Here is a 16,298-nt window from a genome sequence, read left to right on the forward strand (position 1 = left end):
TATGCGCAGCCTTGGCTGCCGCCGCAGCGTATCGCGCCGAACAGTCGCCCGCCTGAATATCCGCTAGCCCTCGAGCTTCGCCAGCTTGCCCAGACAACGCCGCTGGAAATTGTCGAGTCCGTCGGTGACGAGGCTGTCGTCTTCGCCGATCACGCCGGCGTCGATCAGCAGGCGCAGCTTGGCGATGCGGTCGCCCTGGGCCAGGGCTTCGGCCAGGTGGTCGCTGCCCGGCTCGCCGGCGTGGGCGATGGCGTCGACGACTGCCTGCGGGAAGCTCCAGTGGGCGGCGATGGCGGACGAAAGCTGGCGGCTGGCGGCCAGCAGCTGGGCACCGAAGTCGCTGGAGCCGGGCACGCGGCCGTCGGTGCAGATGCGGTCGGCCAGGCGGAAGGCGACCACCAGGCCCACGTTCTGCATCAGGCCGGCCAGGTAGGCTTCGAACACGCCGGTGCTCAGGCCCGGCGCCATCAGGCTGGACGCCAGCGCGCAGCTGACCGACTGGTTCCAGACCTGGGGCGCGGCCTCGCGGGCGAAGCCGTTCGCCTGCATGTTGATGAGGGGACGGAAGGCGATGCGCGCCAGCAGCATGCGCAAGCCGTTCTGGCCGAGCATCATGATGGCGGCCTCGACGTTCTTGACCGGGGCGATCGGGCGGTAGTAGGCGCTGTTGGCTTCGCGGATGACCTCTGCCACCAGCACCACGTCCTGCGCGACCTGGCGGGCCAGGTCGGCCACCGAGGCGTCTTCGTCGCTCAGGCTGGACAGCAGTTTGGGAATCGCTTCCGGCACGCGCGGCACCAGCCCGGCGGCTTCGCCCGGTTGCGCGCTCAGATGGTGTACCGAGTCGAGGATGCGGGTCTCGACCTCTTCGGGGGCGGCGTAGCCGCGCGCCGCGGTCAGCCAGCGGTAATAGCTTGCTTCGATGTCGGCCGCGAGGTCGGCCGCCTGTTCGTCGGGCGCGGCCGCAGGAGCGGCTGCGGCGGGCGCATTCTCGGGGGCGCCGCGCAGGCGGTTGATCCAGTTCTTCATAGCACGGATTCTAAAGCAAAAAAAAGACGCCGGGCGAACCCGGCGTCTGAACGAGGAGAGTTATTTCCAGCCCGAGCGGCCCGCTCGAGCGGTCGACTCAAGCGGTTTCGTGCACGGCCTGCTCGCGCAGGGAGCTGTCGTCCACGCTCGGATTCTTCAGTTCGGCGCTCAGGCGCTCGTGGTCGAGCTCGCCTTCCCACTTCGACACGACGATGGTGGCGACGCCGTTGCCGATGATGTTGGTCAGGGCGCGGCATTCGCTCATGAACTTGTCGATGCCCAGGATCAGGGTCATGCCCGCCACCGGGATGGTCGGCACCACGGCCAGGGTCGCCGCCAGGGTGATGAAGCCGGCGCCGGTGATGCCGGACGCGCCCTTCGAGGTCAGCATCGCCACGAGCAGGATGGTCAGTTCCTGGGTCAGGGTCAGGTCGGTGTTGGTTGCCTGGGCAACGAACAGGGCAGCCATGGTCATGTAGATGTTGGTGCCGTCGAGGTTGAACGAGTAGCCGGTCGGAACCACCAGGCCCACCACCGATTTCGGGCAGCCCAGCTTTTCCAGCTTGCGCATGATGGCCGGCAGCGCGCTTTCCGACGAGCTGGTGCCCAGCACGATCAGCAGCTCTTCCTTGATGTAGGAGAGGTAGCGGAAGATCGAGAAGCCGGTCAGGCGGGCGATGATGCCCAGCACGATCACGACGAACAGGGCGCAGGTCAGGTAGAAGGAACCGACCAGCGAAGCCAGCGGGATCAGCGACTTGACGCCGTATTTGCCGATGGTGAAGGCCATCGCACCGAAGGCGCCGATCGGGGCGGCCTTCATGATGATGTTCACCACGCCGAAGATCATGTGCGACAGGGTTTCGATGCCGCGGGTGATCGGACGGCCACGCTCGCCCATCATCGACAGCGCGAAGCCGCACAGGATCGCGATCAGCAGCACTTGCAGGATCTCGCCCTTGGCGAACGCATCCACGAAGGTGTTCGGGATGATGTTCATCAGGAAGTCGGTCGTCGTCAGCGCCTTGGTCTTGTCGGTGTACTGGGCGATCGAGTGGGTGTCGATGGTGGCCGGGTTGACGTTGAAGCCGGCGCCCGGCTTGATGACGTTGGCGACGATCAGGCCGATCGCCAGCGCGAAGGTGGACACGACTTCGAAGTAGAGCAGGGCCTTGCCGCCGACGCGGCCAACCTTCTTCATGTCCTGCATGCCGGCGATACCGGCGACCACGGTACAGAAGATGACCGGGGCGATGATCATCTTGATCAGTTTGACGAAGCCGTCTCCCAGCGGCTTCATCGCAGTGGCGAGGCCGGGATCGAAGATACCCAGCAGCACGCCGACAATAATCGCGAACAGTACCTGGAGGTACAGTACTTTATAGAATGGTTTTTTCATGATCGGGCTTCATGAGCGAATGATAGTGCCGTCATCATTACTGAAAATATCTGCGCCAGCTATTGTGGAAAACCGCAACGCCGGCACGTATAACCCATCCTACGCTTCCTGAATGTCAGGAGCGCCCGATTGGCGGGCGCATCCCGGGATCACGGCGCCTTACCGGCGCCGATCAGTCGCGGCGATACACCGTGCCCGCCTTCATCACGAAGCCCACCTTGCGCAGCACCGCGATGTCGGCGGTCGGGTCGCCCTCGACCGCGATCACGTCGGCCAGGCTGCCGGCCTGGATCGCCCCCAGGTCCTTCTTGCCGAGGATGTCGCCGGCGACCACGGTGGCGGCGCGCAGGGCCTCGGTCGGCGTCATGCCCAGGCGCACCATCCACTCCAGCTCGCGCTCATTGCTGCCGTGGGTGAACACGCCGACGTCGCTGCCGTTGCCGATGGTGACGCCCAGCTTGTGCGCCAGGCGGAAGGCGCGCGCCGCTTCCTGCATGCCCGGGGTCGGCGTGCCGCCGCGCACGTGCTTCTGGAAATACTCACCGATCGCTTCCGGCGCGGTCAGGGTCGGCACATAGGCGGTATGGCGCTCCAGCATCAGCCTGAAGGTCGCCTCGCTGGCGCCGTAGCCGTGCTCGATGCTGTCGACGCCGGCCAGCACGGCCATGCGGATCGCGTCGTCGCTGCTGGCGTGGGCCGCCACCTTGCGTCCGGTCACGTGGGCGGCCGCCACCATCGCCTTCATTTCTTCCAGGGTGAAGGTCGGACGGGTGCTGCCGTCGATACCGGTGCGGTAGTCGGCATAGAACTTGATCCAGTCGGCGCCGTGCGAAGCCTGTTCGCGCACCGCCTTCGTTACTTCGCCGACGCCGGTGGCCTGCTGGGCGCCGTAGGGAATCTCCATGTCCGGACGGTAGTTGCGCTCGGCCGGGCCGTAGCTGGCGGTGGCGACGATCGCGCGCGTCGCCACCAGCAGGCGCGGCCCCGGCACCTGGCCTTCTTCGATGGCGCGCTTGATGCCGACGTCGGCATAGTCGACACCCTCGGTGCCGAGGTCGCGCAGGGTGGTGAAGCCGGCCTGCAGGGTGTCGGCGGCATGGCGCACCGCCAGCGCGATGCGGTAGGCCGGCGCTTCCTTGATCACCTGGTCGTCCCAGGTGGTTTCGTTATACGGGTGCAGCAGCACGTGCGAGTGCAGGTCGATCAGGCCGGGCAGCAGGGTCTTGCCGGGCAGGTCGATCCGTTCGGCATCCGCCGGCACGGCCAGCCTGTCGGCCGGGCCGACGGCCTGGATGCGGCCCTGGGCCACCAGTACACCCCAGCCGGCATGCGGCGCGCCTTCGCCGGTCCAGACCTTGTCGGCGGTGAGCAGCACGGGACGCTGCTCGGCGGCGCGCGCGCCAGCGCCCAGCAGGCTAAGGGAGGCGAGGGCAGTGAGGGCGATTTTCCTGGTCCAGCTCGGCATGCTTTTTTCCTTCTGAGGGTGAATTTGCGGAAACGAAATCATAGCGGACGGGACTTCTTTGCGGTCAAGAAAACATTTGCATAAATGAAATATTTAGCTTGTGTTAATAATTTTTTGGCAATACTATCGGTTTGCTGTATTGACTCGACCGCATGCCGGGGCGTGGGTCCGGCATATCTATAACCATAAGCACAGCAAGACCATTCCGAGAGAGGACACCGCATGAAAACGAAGTGTTCGAGTTCCATTGCATTATGTGTAGCCCTGGCTTTCCTGGGGACCGCGCCGGCGGCATTCGCCCAGGCCGGCTCCGGCGTCAAGAGCCAGCCCGCAGCACCGTTCTGGCAGAACGTGGGCGGCGGGATCCAGTCATCCTCCAGCCTGACCCAGGCCCTCGGCGCCTCCGCAAGGTTGCCCGAGCTGCAGCTCAAGCGTTTTCACGCTGCCACGCTCGACCTGCCCGGCATGAAGTCGTTTACGGCCGGCGCGCCGCGCGAGCGCCTGGCCGCCGGCGCCACCGCCACCTCGAGCACCCTGAGCATTTCGCTGCCCCACCCGGATGGCGGCTACCAGCGCTTCACCCTGGTCGAATCGCCGATCATGGAGGACGAGCTGGCCGCCAGGCACCCCGAGATCAAGACTTATCGCGGCAAGGGCATCGACGACCCGAACGCCAGCCTGCGCATGGACATCACCCCGCTCGGCCTGCACGCCTCGGTCCGTTCGCCGAACGGCGGCTGGTACGTCGATCCCTACTATCGCAACGACACCAGCGTCTACGCCGCCTATACCCGCGCCGACCTGATCAGCCCGCGTGGTCCGCTGATCGAAGGGAGCCTCGACCAGGCCACGCTGAGCGTGTCGCGCGGCTTCGTCGGCGAAGGCGACAATGTCGAAGTGCGCGGCGCCGGCTTCGCGCCGGGCGCCAGCGTCAACCTCGAACTGCACGCCGAAGGCGACAGCGTTCCCCTGCAGAATCTCAGCGCCACCGCCGGCAAGGACGGCAGCTTCAGCATCGCGCTGCCGGCCGGAGCCAATCCTGGCGCCTACGAGATCAGCGCGGCCGACGGCGGCGCCAGCGCCGCCTTCCACGTGGTCGGCCAGGATGCGACGCCGATGGCCAGCGCCGGCGGCACGCTGCGCACCTACCGCCTGGCGCTGGTGACCGACCCCTCGTATGCCGCCTATTTCGGCGGCGACCCGGCGAGTGTGACCGCGGCCAAGGTCACGCTGATCAACCGCGTGACCCAGGTGTACGAGGACGAGACCTCGATCCGCCTTATGCTGATCAACGGCACCGAGGCCCTGAACCTCGACACCGCCGCCAAGATGACCGGCGCCAACGGCCCCTGCGGCGGTTCCGCCTGCTTCACCGCCGCCCAGGCCTCCACCTGCGGCAGCGGCACCCTGTCGCGCAACCGCGTGGTCGCGGGCCTGCTCGCCGGCGCCAGCAATTTCGACGTCGGCCACATCGGCCTGGGCCTGAACGGCGGCGGCATCGCCAGCCTGGGCGTGGTCGGCGGCACCAGCAAGGCCCAGGGCTGCACCGGCATCCCGACCCCGAAAGGCGATTTCTACGCGGTCGACTACGTGGCGCACGAGATGGGTCACCAGTTCTCGGGCAACCACACGTTCAACGGCACCATCAGCAACTGCGCGAGCACCAACCGCAACTCCGGCACCTCGGTGGAGCCTGGCAGCGGTTCCTCGATCATGGCCTATGCCGGCATCTGCGGCACCGACAACCTGCAGACCCACAGCGATCCCTACTGGTCGCAGCGCAGCTTCGACGAGATCACCGCCTACACCTCCGCCGCCGAAACCTCGGTGAGCGAAGTGCAGATGGGCGTGCTGACCGGCTTTGCCGGCACCCAGCAGTTCCAGCTGTCGTGGAACGGCAAGCTGTCGGCGCCGATCGTGCGCGGTTCCAACTTCAGCACCGCCGGCATCAAGGCGGCGATCGAGAACATCGCCGGCTGGCAGGCCGGCGGCACGGTTGCGATCAGCGCGCTGACGGATACCGGGTTCACGATCACCTTCGGCGGCACCCTGGCGAACACCAACGTGCCCTCGCTGGAACTGCTGAACTGCAGCGGCGGCTGCACCGGCTACGTCGGCGAGATCACCGCCGGCGGTGCGACCACCCGGCGCGGCACCCTGTCGGGGACCGGCAACACGCCGCCGGTCGTGAGCGTGACGCCGTCCTACACGATCCCGGTGCGCACGCCTTTCGTGCTGACCGGCAGCGCGACCGACGCGGACGGCGACGCCCTGACCTATATGTGGGAGCAGAACGACCGCGGCGCCGCCACCGGCACCGGCCTGGTGAGCAACGTCAAGACCAACGGACCGCTGTTCCGCCAGTTCGGCCAGCGCGCCATCGTCAACAACACCGACACGCTGGAGTATGAATCGCCGGGCGAGAACACCGTGACCGGCGAGCCGACCCGCGTGTTCCCGGACATGAAGCAGATCCTGGCCAACAACACCAACGCGGAAACCGGCGCCTGCCCGACGGCTTCGCCCACGCCGACCGCGGACCAGATCGAGTGCTTCTCGGAGTTCCTGCCGACCGCGGCCTATGTCGGCGTGGCGGGCGTGAACGCGAGCCCGGCCTCGTTGAACTTCAAGCTGACGGCGCGCGACGGCCGTGGCGGCGTCAACAGCGCCATCACGACCCTGGTGCTGGCCCCGGCGGCCGGTCCCTTCCAGGTCACCGCGCCCAACACGGCCGTGACCCTGGATGCGGGCGTTCCGCAGACCGTCAGCTGGAGCGTGGCGAACACCAACGTCGCGCCGGTTTCGACCAGCAAGGTGAGGATCACGCTGTCGACCGACGGCGGCACGACCTGGCCTTACGAGCTGGCGGCCAGCACGCCGAACACCGGCAGCGCCAGCGTGGTGCTGCCGCGGGTGGCCACCAGCGCCGCGCGCATCAAGGTGGAAGCCGTGGGCAATGTGTTCTTCGACGTGTCCAACGCGAACTTCACCATCAACCTGCCGCCGGTGGCCGGCGACGTCGATGGCGACGGCGCGGTGAGCTGCGCGGATGTATCCATCGTCAAGGCCCTGATCGGCAAGCGCAACGGCCAGGCCGGCTTCGATGCCCGCGCCGATGTCAACAAGGACAACGTGATTGACATCCGCGACCTGAGCTATGTGAACGCGCGCCTGCCGCAAGGCAGCAGCTGCAATTGACCGCATCTTTAACAAATCCGGAGAAACATGATGAAAAATTGGAAAAAAATGCTGGGCGCGGCGGTACTGATGGCCAGCTGCGCGCAAGCCTGGGCGGCGCCGATCCTGTCGACCGTCACGACCAAGTCCAGCGACGGTTCGACGGTCAGCGTTGCCGTGATGATCTCGAATATCGCCGACCTGTATGGCTATCAGTTCAGCCTCGGCTTCGCCCCCGGCCTGCTGAAAGCGACGGCTTATACCGCCGGCGACTTCCTGGGTGACGCCAACACCGCGATGCAGGACGTCGTCGATCTCGATAACGCCTCCGGCCTGGTGAGCTACGCCTTCGGTTCGCTGTTCAGCGCCGTGCCGGGCATCAGCGGCAGCGGCCTGCTGGCCACCATCAGCTTCAATGTGCTGGGCGCCGGCGAGTCGCCGCTGTCGTTCTCGGATGTCCTGTTCCTGGACAGCAATCTGAACGACATCGCCGTGACCGCGCTCGATACGGCGGTCCAGACCGGCGGCGACGTGCCGGAACCGGGCAGTCTGGCCTTGCTGGCGCTGGGCGCGGCTGCGGTGGGGGCGGCGCGCCGGCGCCGTGCCGCCGCGACGGCCTGAGCGCCCGTAGCAGGCGAGCAGGGGAGGCCGGCCTTGTGCCGGCCTTTTTAGTTGAGGCGGGTAAATTCGATTGGTTTTTGATGCAGATCAAGCAACGGGTTTGATCAAAGATTAACCCGTTCATAAAATTGCAAACAGTTCACACCTGTGGCTCTTTTGCAATTTATGCGTGATAAAACGAACGATTCCATCGATGCGATCGCCCTCGAGATCGGCCTCGACCGGGAGGAACTGGCCGCCCGCATGGCCTTCCTCGAACTGGGCGAAGGGGATGTCGCGCTGCTGCGCGAACTGCACGGCCTGATCGACAAGGATATCGATACCTTTTCGGACAGCTTCTACGATCACATCCTGAGCTTCCCGGAACTGCAGGCCCTGATGGAGGACGGCGGCACGGTGCAGCGCCTGAAGCACGCGCAGGCCGCTTACTTCCGCAGCCTGACCGCCGGAGAGTATGGCGAGACCTATATCCGCGACCGCCTGCGCGTCGGCCTGGTGCACCAGCGCATCGGCCTTGAGCCGAAGTGGTATATCGGCGCCTACCGCAAATACCTGGCCGAGATGATCGAGCTCCTGTGGGAGCGCATGCACGCCGAGCCGCGGCGTTTCCGCGCCGCCTGCGACAGCATCCTCAAGGTCGTCTGTCTGGACATGGGGCTTGCGCTCGACACCTATGCGCATGCCGACCAGCGCAGCGTGGTCCAGTACCAGAACTACCTGGAGCAGGTGATCGACGGGATGCCGGCCGGCCTGATCGTGGTCGACGACGAATACCGGATCCGCTCGATCAACGCGACGATGCTGGAGATGCTAGGCATTCCGGACGACGCGGTCGAGGCCCAGCCCCAGCTCGACAGCCTGATTCCGGCCCCCGAGCTGGCCGAACGCATGGCGGCCGCGCTGGCCTCGGGCGCGCCCCAGGACGGTGTGGTGGTCACCGTCGACGGCCATGCCGAAGGCGCGCGCTACTTCGAATTCAATATCCGCCGTACGCGCCAGGCGGGCGGCGCGATCCTGCTGCTGATCGGCCAGGACGTCACCTTCCGGCGCCAGGCCAAGTTGCGGCTGCAGGAAAGCGAGGAGTTCTTCCGGTTGACCTTCACCCAGGCCGCGGTCGGGATCGCGCTGCTGTCGCGCGAGGGGCGCTTCGTGCGCGTCAACCGCAGGCTCACGCGCATCGTCGGCTTTACCGAGATCGAACTGTTGCAGCGTTTCGTTCACCAGATCACCCACCCGGACGAGCTGCTGGAAGACCGGGTGCTGATCCGGCGGCTGGTCGATGGCGAGATCCGCGATTTCCAGCGCGAGACCCGCTACGTGGCCAAAGGCGGCAATCCGATCTGGGTAACCGTCAGTGCCTCCGTGATGCGCGAGGTCGCCAGCGGCCAGCTGCGGCTGATCATCGCGGTCGAAGACGTCTCGCGCCGCAAGCAGGCCGAGGAAGCCCTGCAGCGGATGGCCAGCCACGATGCGCTGACCGGCCTGCCGAACCGCACCCTGTTGCAGGACCGGCTGGCGAATGCCATCGCCCAGGCCCAGCGCACCAGGCGCCAGGTAGGCGTGATGTTCATCGATCTCGACCGCTTCAAGCACGTCAACGACAGCCTCGGGCACGAAGCCGGCGACCAGATGATCATCGAGATCGCGCGCCGCCTGGCCTGCGCCCTGCGCGAGAGCGACACCGTGGCGCGCCAGGGCGGCGACGAATTCGTTGTGGTGCTGCCCGACCTGGCCTGCGCGGACGACGCGGCGCTGGTGGCGCAGAAGCTGCTGGCCCAGCTGTTCCAGCCGCTGACCCTGTGCGGCACCGAGCTGTTCCCGACCGGCAGCGTCGGCATCGCGATGTATCCGCGCGACGGGACGGATTGCCATGCTCTGCTGAAGGCGGCCGACACGGCGATGTACAGTTCGAAGGCCGAGGGCGGCAATCACTTCCATTTCTATACGGCGGACATGGGCATGCACGCCGAGGAGCACCTGAAGGTCGAGGCAAGGCTGCAGCGCGCGCTCCAGCGCGGCGAGTTCGCGCTGTATTACCAGCCGCAGTTCGACGTCGCCAGCGGCTGCGTGGTCGGCCTCGAAGCGCTGCTGCGCTGGCGGCCGGAAGGGCGGGAGATGGTCCTGCCGGCCGATTTCATCCCGCTGGCGGAAGAAACCGGATTGATCGTGCCGATCGGCGAATGGGTGCTGGCCACCGCGATGGACCAGCTGGCGGCCTTGCGGCGCATCGGCCTTGGCCCGCTGCGGATGAGCGTTAACGTGTCCGCGCGCCAGTTCCAGCAGCAGGACCTTGCCGCCCAGGTGGAGCGCCTGGCCGCGCGCAGCGGCTGCGATCCTGCCACGCTGACCCTGGAGATTACCGAAACCCTGCTGATGGAGAGCCCCGCCGTGGCCGCCGAGACCATGGCCCGCCTGGCGACGATGGGCGTGCAGCTGGCGATCGACGACTTCTGCAGCGGCTATTCGAGCCTGGCCAACCTGAAGCGCTTCCCGATCCATGGACTGAAGATCGACCGCTCCTTCGTCGCCGACATCGAAACCGACAGCGACGATGCCGCCATCGTCGCGGCCGTGATCGCCCTGGCCGCGTCCCTGAAGCTGGACGTGACGGCGGTGGGCGTCGAGAGCGCCGGCCAGCAAGACTTCCTGAGCGCGCACGGTTGCCGGCGGATGCAGGGCTACCGCTTCGGCGCGCCGGTGCCGGCAGCGGACATCGAAGCGCTGCTGCGGGCGCGGCGGGCGGAAGCGGCGGCATGAGGAAACCCTTGTGGAGTGTATTGCGGCGCTGCAAAGCCGAGCGGCGCCGCCTCGAGCGCGCCCTGGTGGAGCGGCAGTCCCGCGACGACCTGACCGGGCTGCCGAACCGGCGCGGCATCCTCGACCTGCTGGAGGCCGCGCTCGATGCCGCGCGCCACGATGGACGGGTGCCGGCGGTGCTGGTATTCGATGTCGACGAATTCAGGAAGATCAACGGCAGTTATGGCCACGCCGGCGGCGACGAGGTGCTGCGCGAGTGCGCGGCGCGGCTCGCGCGCCTGCTGGGTCCGGACGACATGCTGGCGCGGCCAGGCGCCAACCAGTTCATCGTGGTGCAGCCGGATTCCGGCATCGATGCGGCCGCGCGCCTGGGCCGGTCCATGCTGTGCTGCATGCGCGATTCCTTCGTGCTGGGCGGCCAGCGCCTGTTCCTGTCGGCCAGCATCGGCATCGCCACCGCACCGCCGGCGCCGTGCACGCCGGCGCAACTGCTGCAGATGGCGGAGGTGGCGCTGGACTCGGCGCGCGCCGGCGGCCCGGCCCAGATGTGCTTCCACCGCGCCGAGATGGAACAGGTGATCCGCGACCGCGTCGACCTCGAATCGATGCTGCGCCATGCGATCGGACGCGGCCAGCTCGCCCTGCAGTACCAGCCACGCGTGGGTCCGGACGGCGGCATGGCCGGGGTCGAAGCCCTGGTGCGCTGGCGCCATCCGGTGCTGGGCCTGGTGGCGCCGGCACGCTTCATCCCGCTGGCGGAGGAAACCGGCATGATCGAGCAGCTCGATATGTGGGTGCTGCGCGAAGCCAGCGGCCGGGCCGCCCGCTGGCGCCACGAAGGCCTGCCGCTGGGCCGGGTGTCGGTGAACCTGTCGGCGCGCCAGTTCCAGCAGGCCGGCCTGACCGCCCAGGTAAGCGCCGCGCTGGCCGGGAGCGGCCTCGATCCGGCCGGCCTGGAAATCGAGATCACCGAAAGCACGGTGATGCGCGACACCGCCAGGGCGGTCGAGGTGCTGCGCTCGCTGAAGGGGCTCGGGGTCGCGTTGTCGATCGACGATTTCGGCACCGGCTATTCGTCGCTGAGCTACCTGAAGCGCTTCCCGCTCGACGTGCTGAAGATCGACCGCGCCTTCGTCAAGGACGTGGTCGACGACCGCAGCGACGCCGCGATCACCCGCGCCATCATCGACCTGGCGCATGGCCTGAACCTCGAGGCGGTGGCGGAGGGTGTCGAGACCGCGGAGCAGGTGGCCTTCCTGAAGGCGAACGGCTGCGACGAGTTCCAGGGGTATTACTTCAGCTCGCCGGTATGGCCGGAACAGCTGGAGCGGCTGTTGACGAAAGACCTTCCCTATCCAATCCTCTAACCGGTACAAGCAGGGCTGTTCATGCTGAATAAACTCACCAAACAACTCACTATCAAGACGCGCCTGATCCTCGTGATCGTGCTCCTGGGCCTGGAACTGATCGTCGGCGCCACCGTGGGGCTGCTCAGCCTCGGCCACGCCAACGACCAGCTGCACTCGCTGTACGACGACCGCATGGTCTGCCTGGGCCAGCTCGACCGCATCGTGCGGCGCCTGAACCTGAACCAGCTGGCCGCCGCGGAAGCCCTGAACGCCGATCCGGGCGCGGTGCCGGCCCTGCTCGAGAATATCGCCCGCAACAAGGTGTTCATCGACGAACAATGGAAGGCCTACAGCGGCACCAGGATGACGGAACGCGAAAAGGAGCTGGCCGCAGGCTTCGTGCGCGCCCGTGGCCGCTTCGTCGGGGAGGCCCTGCAGCCGGCCGTCGAGGCGCTGCGCGCCCGGGACATGGAGCGCGCCAAGGCCCTCGTGCAGGGGCCGATGATCGCGCTGTTCGTGCCGGTGCGCACTGCCGTCGACGGCCTGATCCAGCTCCAGCTGGACGAAGCCGGCCGGGCCAGCACCGAGTCGCAGTCCACCTACGAGATCGTGCGCCTGGTCTGCCTGGGCGGCATGGCCTTCGGCCTGGTCCTGGCCGGCGTCGTCGGCGCGATGCTGATCCGCGGGATCGTCGTGCCGCTGGAGGAAGCCGTTCGGGTCGCCGGTGCGGTGGCCGGCGGCGACCTGACCCAGAGCATCGCCGTGACGGCGCAGGACGAGACCGGGCGCCTGATGCGCGCGCTGAACGAGATGAACCGCGGGCTGGCGAGCCTGGTGGGCCGGGTGCGCGGCGGTACCGACACCATCGCCACGGCTTCCGGCCAGATCGCGGCGGGCAACCTGGATCTGTCCTCGCGCACCGAAGAACAGGCGGCCTCGCTCGAGCAGACCGCGTCTTCGATGGAGGAGCTGACCGCGACCGTGCGCCAGAACGCCGACAATGCGCGCCAGGCCAATGCGCTGGCGCTGTCGGCCTCCGAAGTGGCCAACCGGGGCGGCGCGGTGGTGGCCGAGGTGGTCGGCACCATGGGTGCGATCGACGCTTCGGCCACGCGGATTGCCGACATCATCGGCGTCATCGACGGCATCGCCTTCCAGACCAATATCCTGGCGCTGAACGCCGCGGTCGAGGCCGCGCGCGCCGGCGAGCAGGGACGCGGCTTCGCGGTGGTTGCCGGCGAGGTGCGCAACCTGGCCCAGCGCAGCGCAGCGGCGGCGCGGGAAATCAAGGCCCTGATCGACGATTCGGTGCGGCAGGTGCGCCACGGTTCGACGCTGGTGGACCGCGCCGGCAGCACGATGCAGGAGATCGTCGGCAGCGTCGGCCGGGTCACCGGCATCATGGGCGATATCATGGCCGCCAGCCAGGAGCAGGCGGCGGGCATCGAACAGGTGAACCAGGCGATCGCGCAAATGGACCAGGCCACCCAGCAGAACGCGGCCCTGGTCGAACAGGCCTCCGCCGCCGCCCAGGCCCTGCGCGAAGAGGCGGACAGCCTGGCGGCCGCGGTGCAGGCCTTCCGGCTGAACGGTTCAGCCCTCCAGGTCCCCCAGCGACTGCTCGACGCCCAGCTGCACGTCGCGCAGGAAGGCACCGCCCTTGTCCGATAGGGCGATGCCCGGCACCGCCAGTTCGACCAGGCATACCAGGGCCTGGCGGAACCATTCCATGTCGGTGCCCATCAGGGGCAGGGCATGGGCGTCGATCATGTAGTAGACCGCGCGGCTCAGGAGATTCGGATCGCGCCCGGCGCGCGCGATGCCGGGCGCGAAGTCGACGACTTCGCGGTGGAAGCGGTCGGCCAGGGTTTCGAGGATGTCGTTCGAGACTTGCGGCTGGCCGGCGGCCAGCACGACCCGGGCCAGGTCCAGGCAGGCGTCCTGCAATTCCCGTTCGTCGAGGCGCTGAGTCATGGATGTGCTGCTTTCTTGCGTTGAAAAAAGCGCAGCATGCCATGAATCGGCGATTCGCGCCGGCCGCGGCCTTGCTCGAACTTGCGTTCGTACTGGAGGCGCAGGCTGCGATAGGTGGCGCTGGTGGCATCGCGTTCGGTGGCGCCGAGCGCATTCGCATACAGCATGCCGCGCGCGCCGTTGACGTCGGCGACGAGCTTGCCCGACCAGCGTGGTTGCTGGTCGAGGCGGTTGCCGGGGCCAGGCACGGTGTCGACGCTCGACCAGTTGCGGCCGAGGTTGCCGCGCAGTTCGAGCGGCAAGGCCGCCCCGAAGGGCGCCGAAGGCAGCTTGATCTCCAGCGCCAGGCTGCGGACCTCGGCTCGCTGATCGCCGCTTCGCCGCGCGCTCAGGTATCACGCATGCGTGGGTGAACGTGCAGGCGCGAGAGCGCACACGCGGCGCGATCCACGTGCAAAACGTGAACGGCTGGCATAGCCGGTTCAAGAGCTGGCTGGTGCGGTTTCGCGGCGTGGCAAGCCGTTACCTGATCAATTATTCGGGCTGGCAGCGCATGCTGGATGCGCGGCGTCTGGCGACGCCCCGGCATCTGCTGCAAGCCGCCGTCCAGCTCAGCTACATGGCGCAATGACCGAAATAACGCGAACACAGCCAATGAAAACGGCGGCACAGGAGGCGCCGCCGGAGGAGGGAATCGCGGGAAGGAGATTACTGCGCCGCCCAGCCGCCATCCATATTCCACGCCACGCCGCGCACCTGGTCGGCGGCCGGCGAGCAGAAGAACACGGCCAGCGCGCCCAGTTCCTCGGGAGTGACGAATTCGCCGGACGGCTGCTTCTCGCTCAGCAGGGCCTTCTTGGCCGCTTCGTTCGAGACGCCTTCGCGGGCGGCGCGGTCGTCGACCTGTTTCTGCACCAGCGGGGTCAGGACCCAGCCCGGGCAGATCGCGTTGCAGGTGACGCCGGTGTGGGCGTTTTCCAGCGCCGTCACCTTGGTGAAGCCGACCAGGCCGTGCTTGGCCGCCACATAGGCCGACTTGCCCGCCGAGCCCACCAGCCCGTGCACCGAAGCGAGGTTGATGATGCGGCCCCAGTTCTTCTGCTTCATGCCCGGCAGGGCCAGGCGGCTGGTGTGGAAGGCCGAGGTCAGGTTGATGGCGATGATGGCGTCCCATTTCTCGACCGGGAATTCGTCGACGTTGGCGACGTGCTGGATGCCGGCATTGTTGACGAGGATGTCGACGCCGCCGAATTTCTCGGCCGCGAAGGCCATCATGGCCTCGATCTGTTCCGGCCTGGACATGTCGGCATTGTGGTAAGCGGTGCGCACGCCGAATTCCTGGCCGATATCGGTGTACAGCTTCTCGATCTGCTGGGCGTCGCCAAAGCCGTTGAACACGATATTCGCGCCCTGTTCGGCCAGCGCGCGCGCGATGCCCAGGCCGATGCCCGAGGTCGAGCCGGTCACGAGGGCGGTCTTGCCGCTTAACATGGTTGATTTCATTGCTTCCTCTTCTCAGAAAATGGTGATCGTGAAGTGATGCGTCGCGGACTTGGTAGAATTCTAATCGCTTAGCCGGTTAAAATGTTGGCGGCCGTTCAGACATCACGAATCGAGAGGAGGCAGGGCATGGGCGAACCGAGGCTGAAGAGCGTGCAATGCAGTTCGCCGGCCGGCCTGCACCGCATGGCCTACAAGGAGTGGGGCGATCCCGCCAACCCGCGCGTGCTGGTCTGCGTGCATGGCGTGACCCGCGTGGCCGACGACTTCGACGCGCTGGCGGATGCCATGAGCGACCGCTACCGCGTGGTCTGCCCGGACGTGGCCGGCCGCGGACGGTCGGAGCGCCTGCGCGACCCGAATCTCTACGTGGTGCCGCAATATGTGGCCGACATGGTGACCCTGATCGCCCGCGTGACGGCAAACGATGAGGACGAAGCCGTGCACTGGGTCGGCACTTCGATGGGCGGCCTGATCGGCATGATCCTGGCTTCCTTCGACAACAGCCCGATCCGCCGCCTGGTGCTGAACGATATCGGCCCGGTACTGGACCCGGCCGCGATGGCGCGCATCGGCGAATACATCGGCCAGGACCTGCGCTTCCCGAACTTCGAGGCCGGCGCGCGCTTCGTCAAGGATGTGTCGAGCTCCTTCGGCCCGCACAGCGACGCCGAATGGCACAAGCTGGCCAGCGACGTGCTGGTCCAGGAATCCGGCGGCGAATGGGTGCGCCACTACGATCTCGGCCTGGCCAGGCCCTTCGCCGCGATCACGCCGGAACGCGCCGAGCAGGACCAGGCCGCGCTGTGGGCCGCCTACGATGCGATCCGCTGCCCGACCCTGCTGCTGCGCGGCGAGCTGTCCGACCTGCTGTCGCGCGCGACAGCGGAAGAAATGACGCGCCGCGGACCGAAGCCGATACTGGCGGAGATCCCCGGCGTCGGCCATGCGCCGACCCTGATGCACGCGAACCAGATCGCCATCGTCAGGGATTTTTTGAGCACCGAATAACTTATTTAAATCAAAA

Annotated in this window: 12 protein-coding genes and 1 pseudogene; 7 read left to right on the top strand and 6 right to left on the bottom strand. The window is 67.1% G+C overall.

The annotated features are described in order from the left end of the window. Positions 1 to 63: 63 nt before the first annotated feature. The 3 genes from AB4Z32_RS03100 to AB4Z32_RS03110 all read right to left on the bottom strand — a co-directional run bounded on the left by AB4Z32_RS03100 (position 64) and on the right by AB4Z32_RS03110 (position 3,893). Positions 64 to 1,029, bottom strand: coding sequence for an HDOD domain-containing protein (locus AB4Z32_RS03100; protein WP_441934261.1), 966 nt, complete (start codon positions 1,027 to 1,029; stop codon positions 64 to 66). 97 nt (positions 1,030 to 1,126) lie between these two features. Further along, entirely contained in the window at positions 1,127 to 2,431 is a 1,305-nt protein-coding gene (locus tag AB4Z32_RS03105) for a dicarboxylate/amino acid:cation symporter (RefSeq protein WP_441934456.1), read from the bottom strand. A 169-nt stretch (positions 2,432 to 2,600) separates the two neighbouring features. Next, the gene (locus AB4Z32_RS03110) at positions 2,601 to 3,893 is read right to left on the bottom strand and encodes an amidohydrolase family protein (protein ID WP_441934263.1); all 1,293 of its coding nucleotides are present in this window, start codon (positions 3,891 to 3,893) and stop codon (positions 2,601 to 2,603) included. Between the two features lie 222 nt (positions 3,894 to 4,115). Between AB4Z32_RS03110 and AB4Z32_RS03115 the strand changes: the two genes are divergently transcribed. The 5 genes from AB4Z32_RS03115 to AB4Z32_RS03135 all read left to right on the top strand — a co-directional run bounded on the left by AB4Z32_RS03115 (position 4,116) and on the right by AB4Z32_RS03135 (position 13,468). Further along, complete coding sequence (locus AB4Z32_RS03115) at positions 4,116 to 7,091, top strand: M12 family metallo-peptidase (RefSeq protein WP_441934265.1); 2,976 nt, start codon at positions 4,116 to 4,118, stop codon at positions 7,089 to 7,091. Positions 7,092 to 7,118: 27 nt separating this feature from the next. Then, complete coding sequence (locus AB4Z32_RS03120; protein WP_441934267.1) at positions 7,119 to 7,691, top strand: cohesin domain-containing protein; 573 nt, start codon at positions 7,119 to 7,121, stop codon at positions 7,689 to 7,691. 165 nt (positions 7,692 to 7,856) lie between these two features. Then, positions 7,857 to 10,448 carry an EAL domain-containing protein gene (locus AB4Z32_RS03125; protein ID WP_441934269.1) on the top strand — a complete coding sequence of 864 codons (2,592 nt, stop codon included), beginning with the start codon at positions 7,857 to 7,859 and terminating at the stop codon, positions 10,446 to 10,448. Then, positions 10,445 to 11,815 (top strand): putative bifunctional diguanylate cyclase/phosphodiesterase, encoded by a 1,371-nt coding sequence (locus AB4Z32_RS03130; protein ID WP_441934271.1) that lies wholly within the window; start codon positions 10,445 to 10,447, stop codon positions 11,813 to 11,815. Before AB4Z32_RS03125 ends, AB4Z32_RS03130 begins: the two co-directional genes overlap by 4 nt. Positions 11,816 to 11,836: 21 nt before the next feature. Then, positions 11,837 to 13,468 (top strand): methyl-accepting chemotaxis protein, encoded by a 1,632-nt coding sequence (locus AB4Z32_RS03135; RefSeq protein WP_441934273.1) that lies wholly within the window; start codon positions 11,837 to 11,839, stop codon positions 13,466 to 13,468. Here AB4Z32_RS03135 and AB4Z32_RS03140 read toward each other — a convergent pair. After that, complete coding sequence (locus AB4Z32_RS03140) at positions 13,391 to 13,771, bottom strand: hypothetical protein (protein WP_441934275.1); 381 nt, start codon at positions 13,769 to 13,771, stop codon at positions 13,391 to 13,393. The genes AB4Z32_RS03135 and AB4Z32_RS03140 overlap by 78 nt on opposite strands. Then, positions 13,768 to 14,073, bottom strand: a complete 306-nt coding sequence (locus AB4Z32_RS03145; protein ID WP_441934277.1) for a hypothetical protein — start codon at positions 14,071 to 14,073, stop codon at positions 13,768 to 13,770. The genes AB4Z32_RS03140 and AB4Z32_RS03145 overlap by 4 nt, the downstream gene beginning before the upstream one ends. Positions 14,074 to 14,216: 143 nt before the next feature. Here AB4Z32_RS03145 and AB4Z32_RS03150 point away from each other — a divergent pair. Next, positions 14,217 to 14,402 (top strand): annotated as a pseudogene (locus tag AB4Z32_RS03150) (IS1595 family transposase); the annotation flags it as partial. A gap of 77 nt (positions 14,403 to 14,479) precedes the next feature. Here the strand turns inward: AB4Z32_RS03150 and AB4Z32_RS03155 are convergent. Then, complete coding sequence (locus tag AB4Z32_RS03155; protein ID WP_441934279.1) at positions 14,480 to 15,274, bottom strand: 3-hydroxybutyrate dehydrogenase; 795 nt, start codon at positions 15,272 to 15,274, stop codon at positions 14,480 to 14,482. A gap of 126 nt (positions 15,275 to 15,400) precedes the next feature. Between AB4Z32_RS03155 and AB4Z32_RS03160 the strand changes: the two genes are divergently transcribed. Further along, complete coding sequence (locus AB4Z32_RS03160; RefSeq protein ID WP_441934281.1) at positions 15,401 to 16,282, top strand: alpha/beta fold hydrolase; 882 nt, start codon at positions 15,401 to 15,403, stop codon at positions 16,280 to 16,282. The last annotated feature ends 16 nt before the right edge of the window (positions 16,283 to 16,298 follow it).

Source organism: Massilia sp. 2TAF26 (genome assembly GCF_052115005.1).
In the GTDB taxonomy this organism is placed as follows: domain Bacteria; phylum Pseudomonadota; class Gammaproteobacteria; order Burkholderiales; family Burkholderiaceae_D; genus Telluria.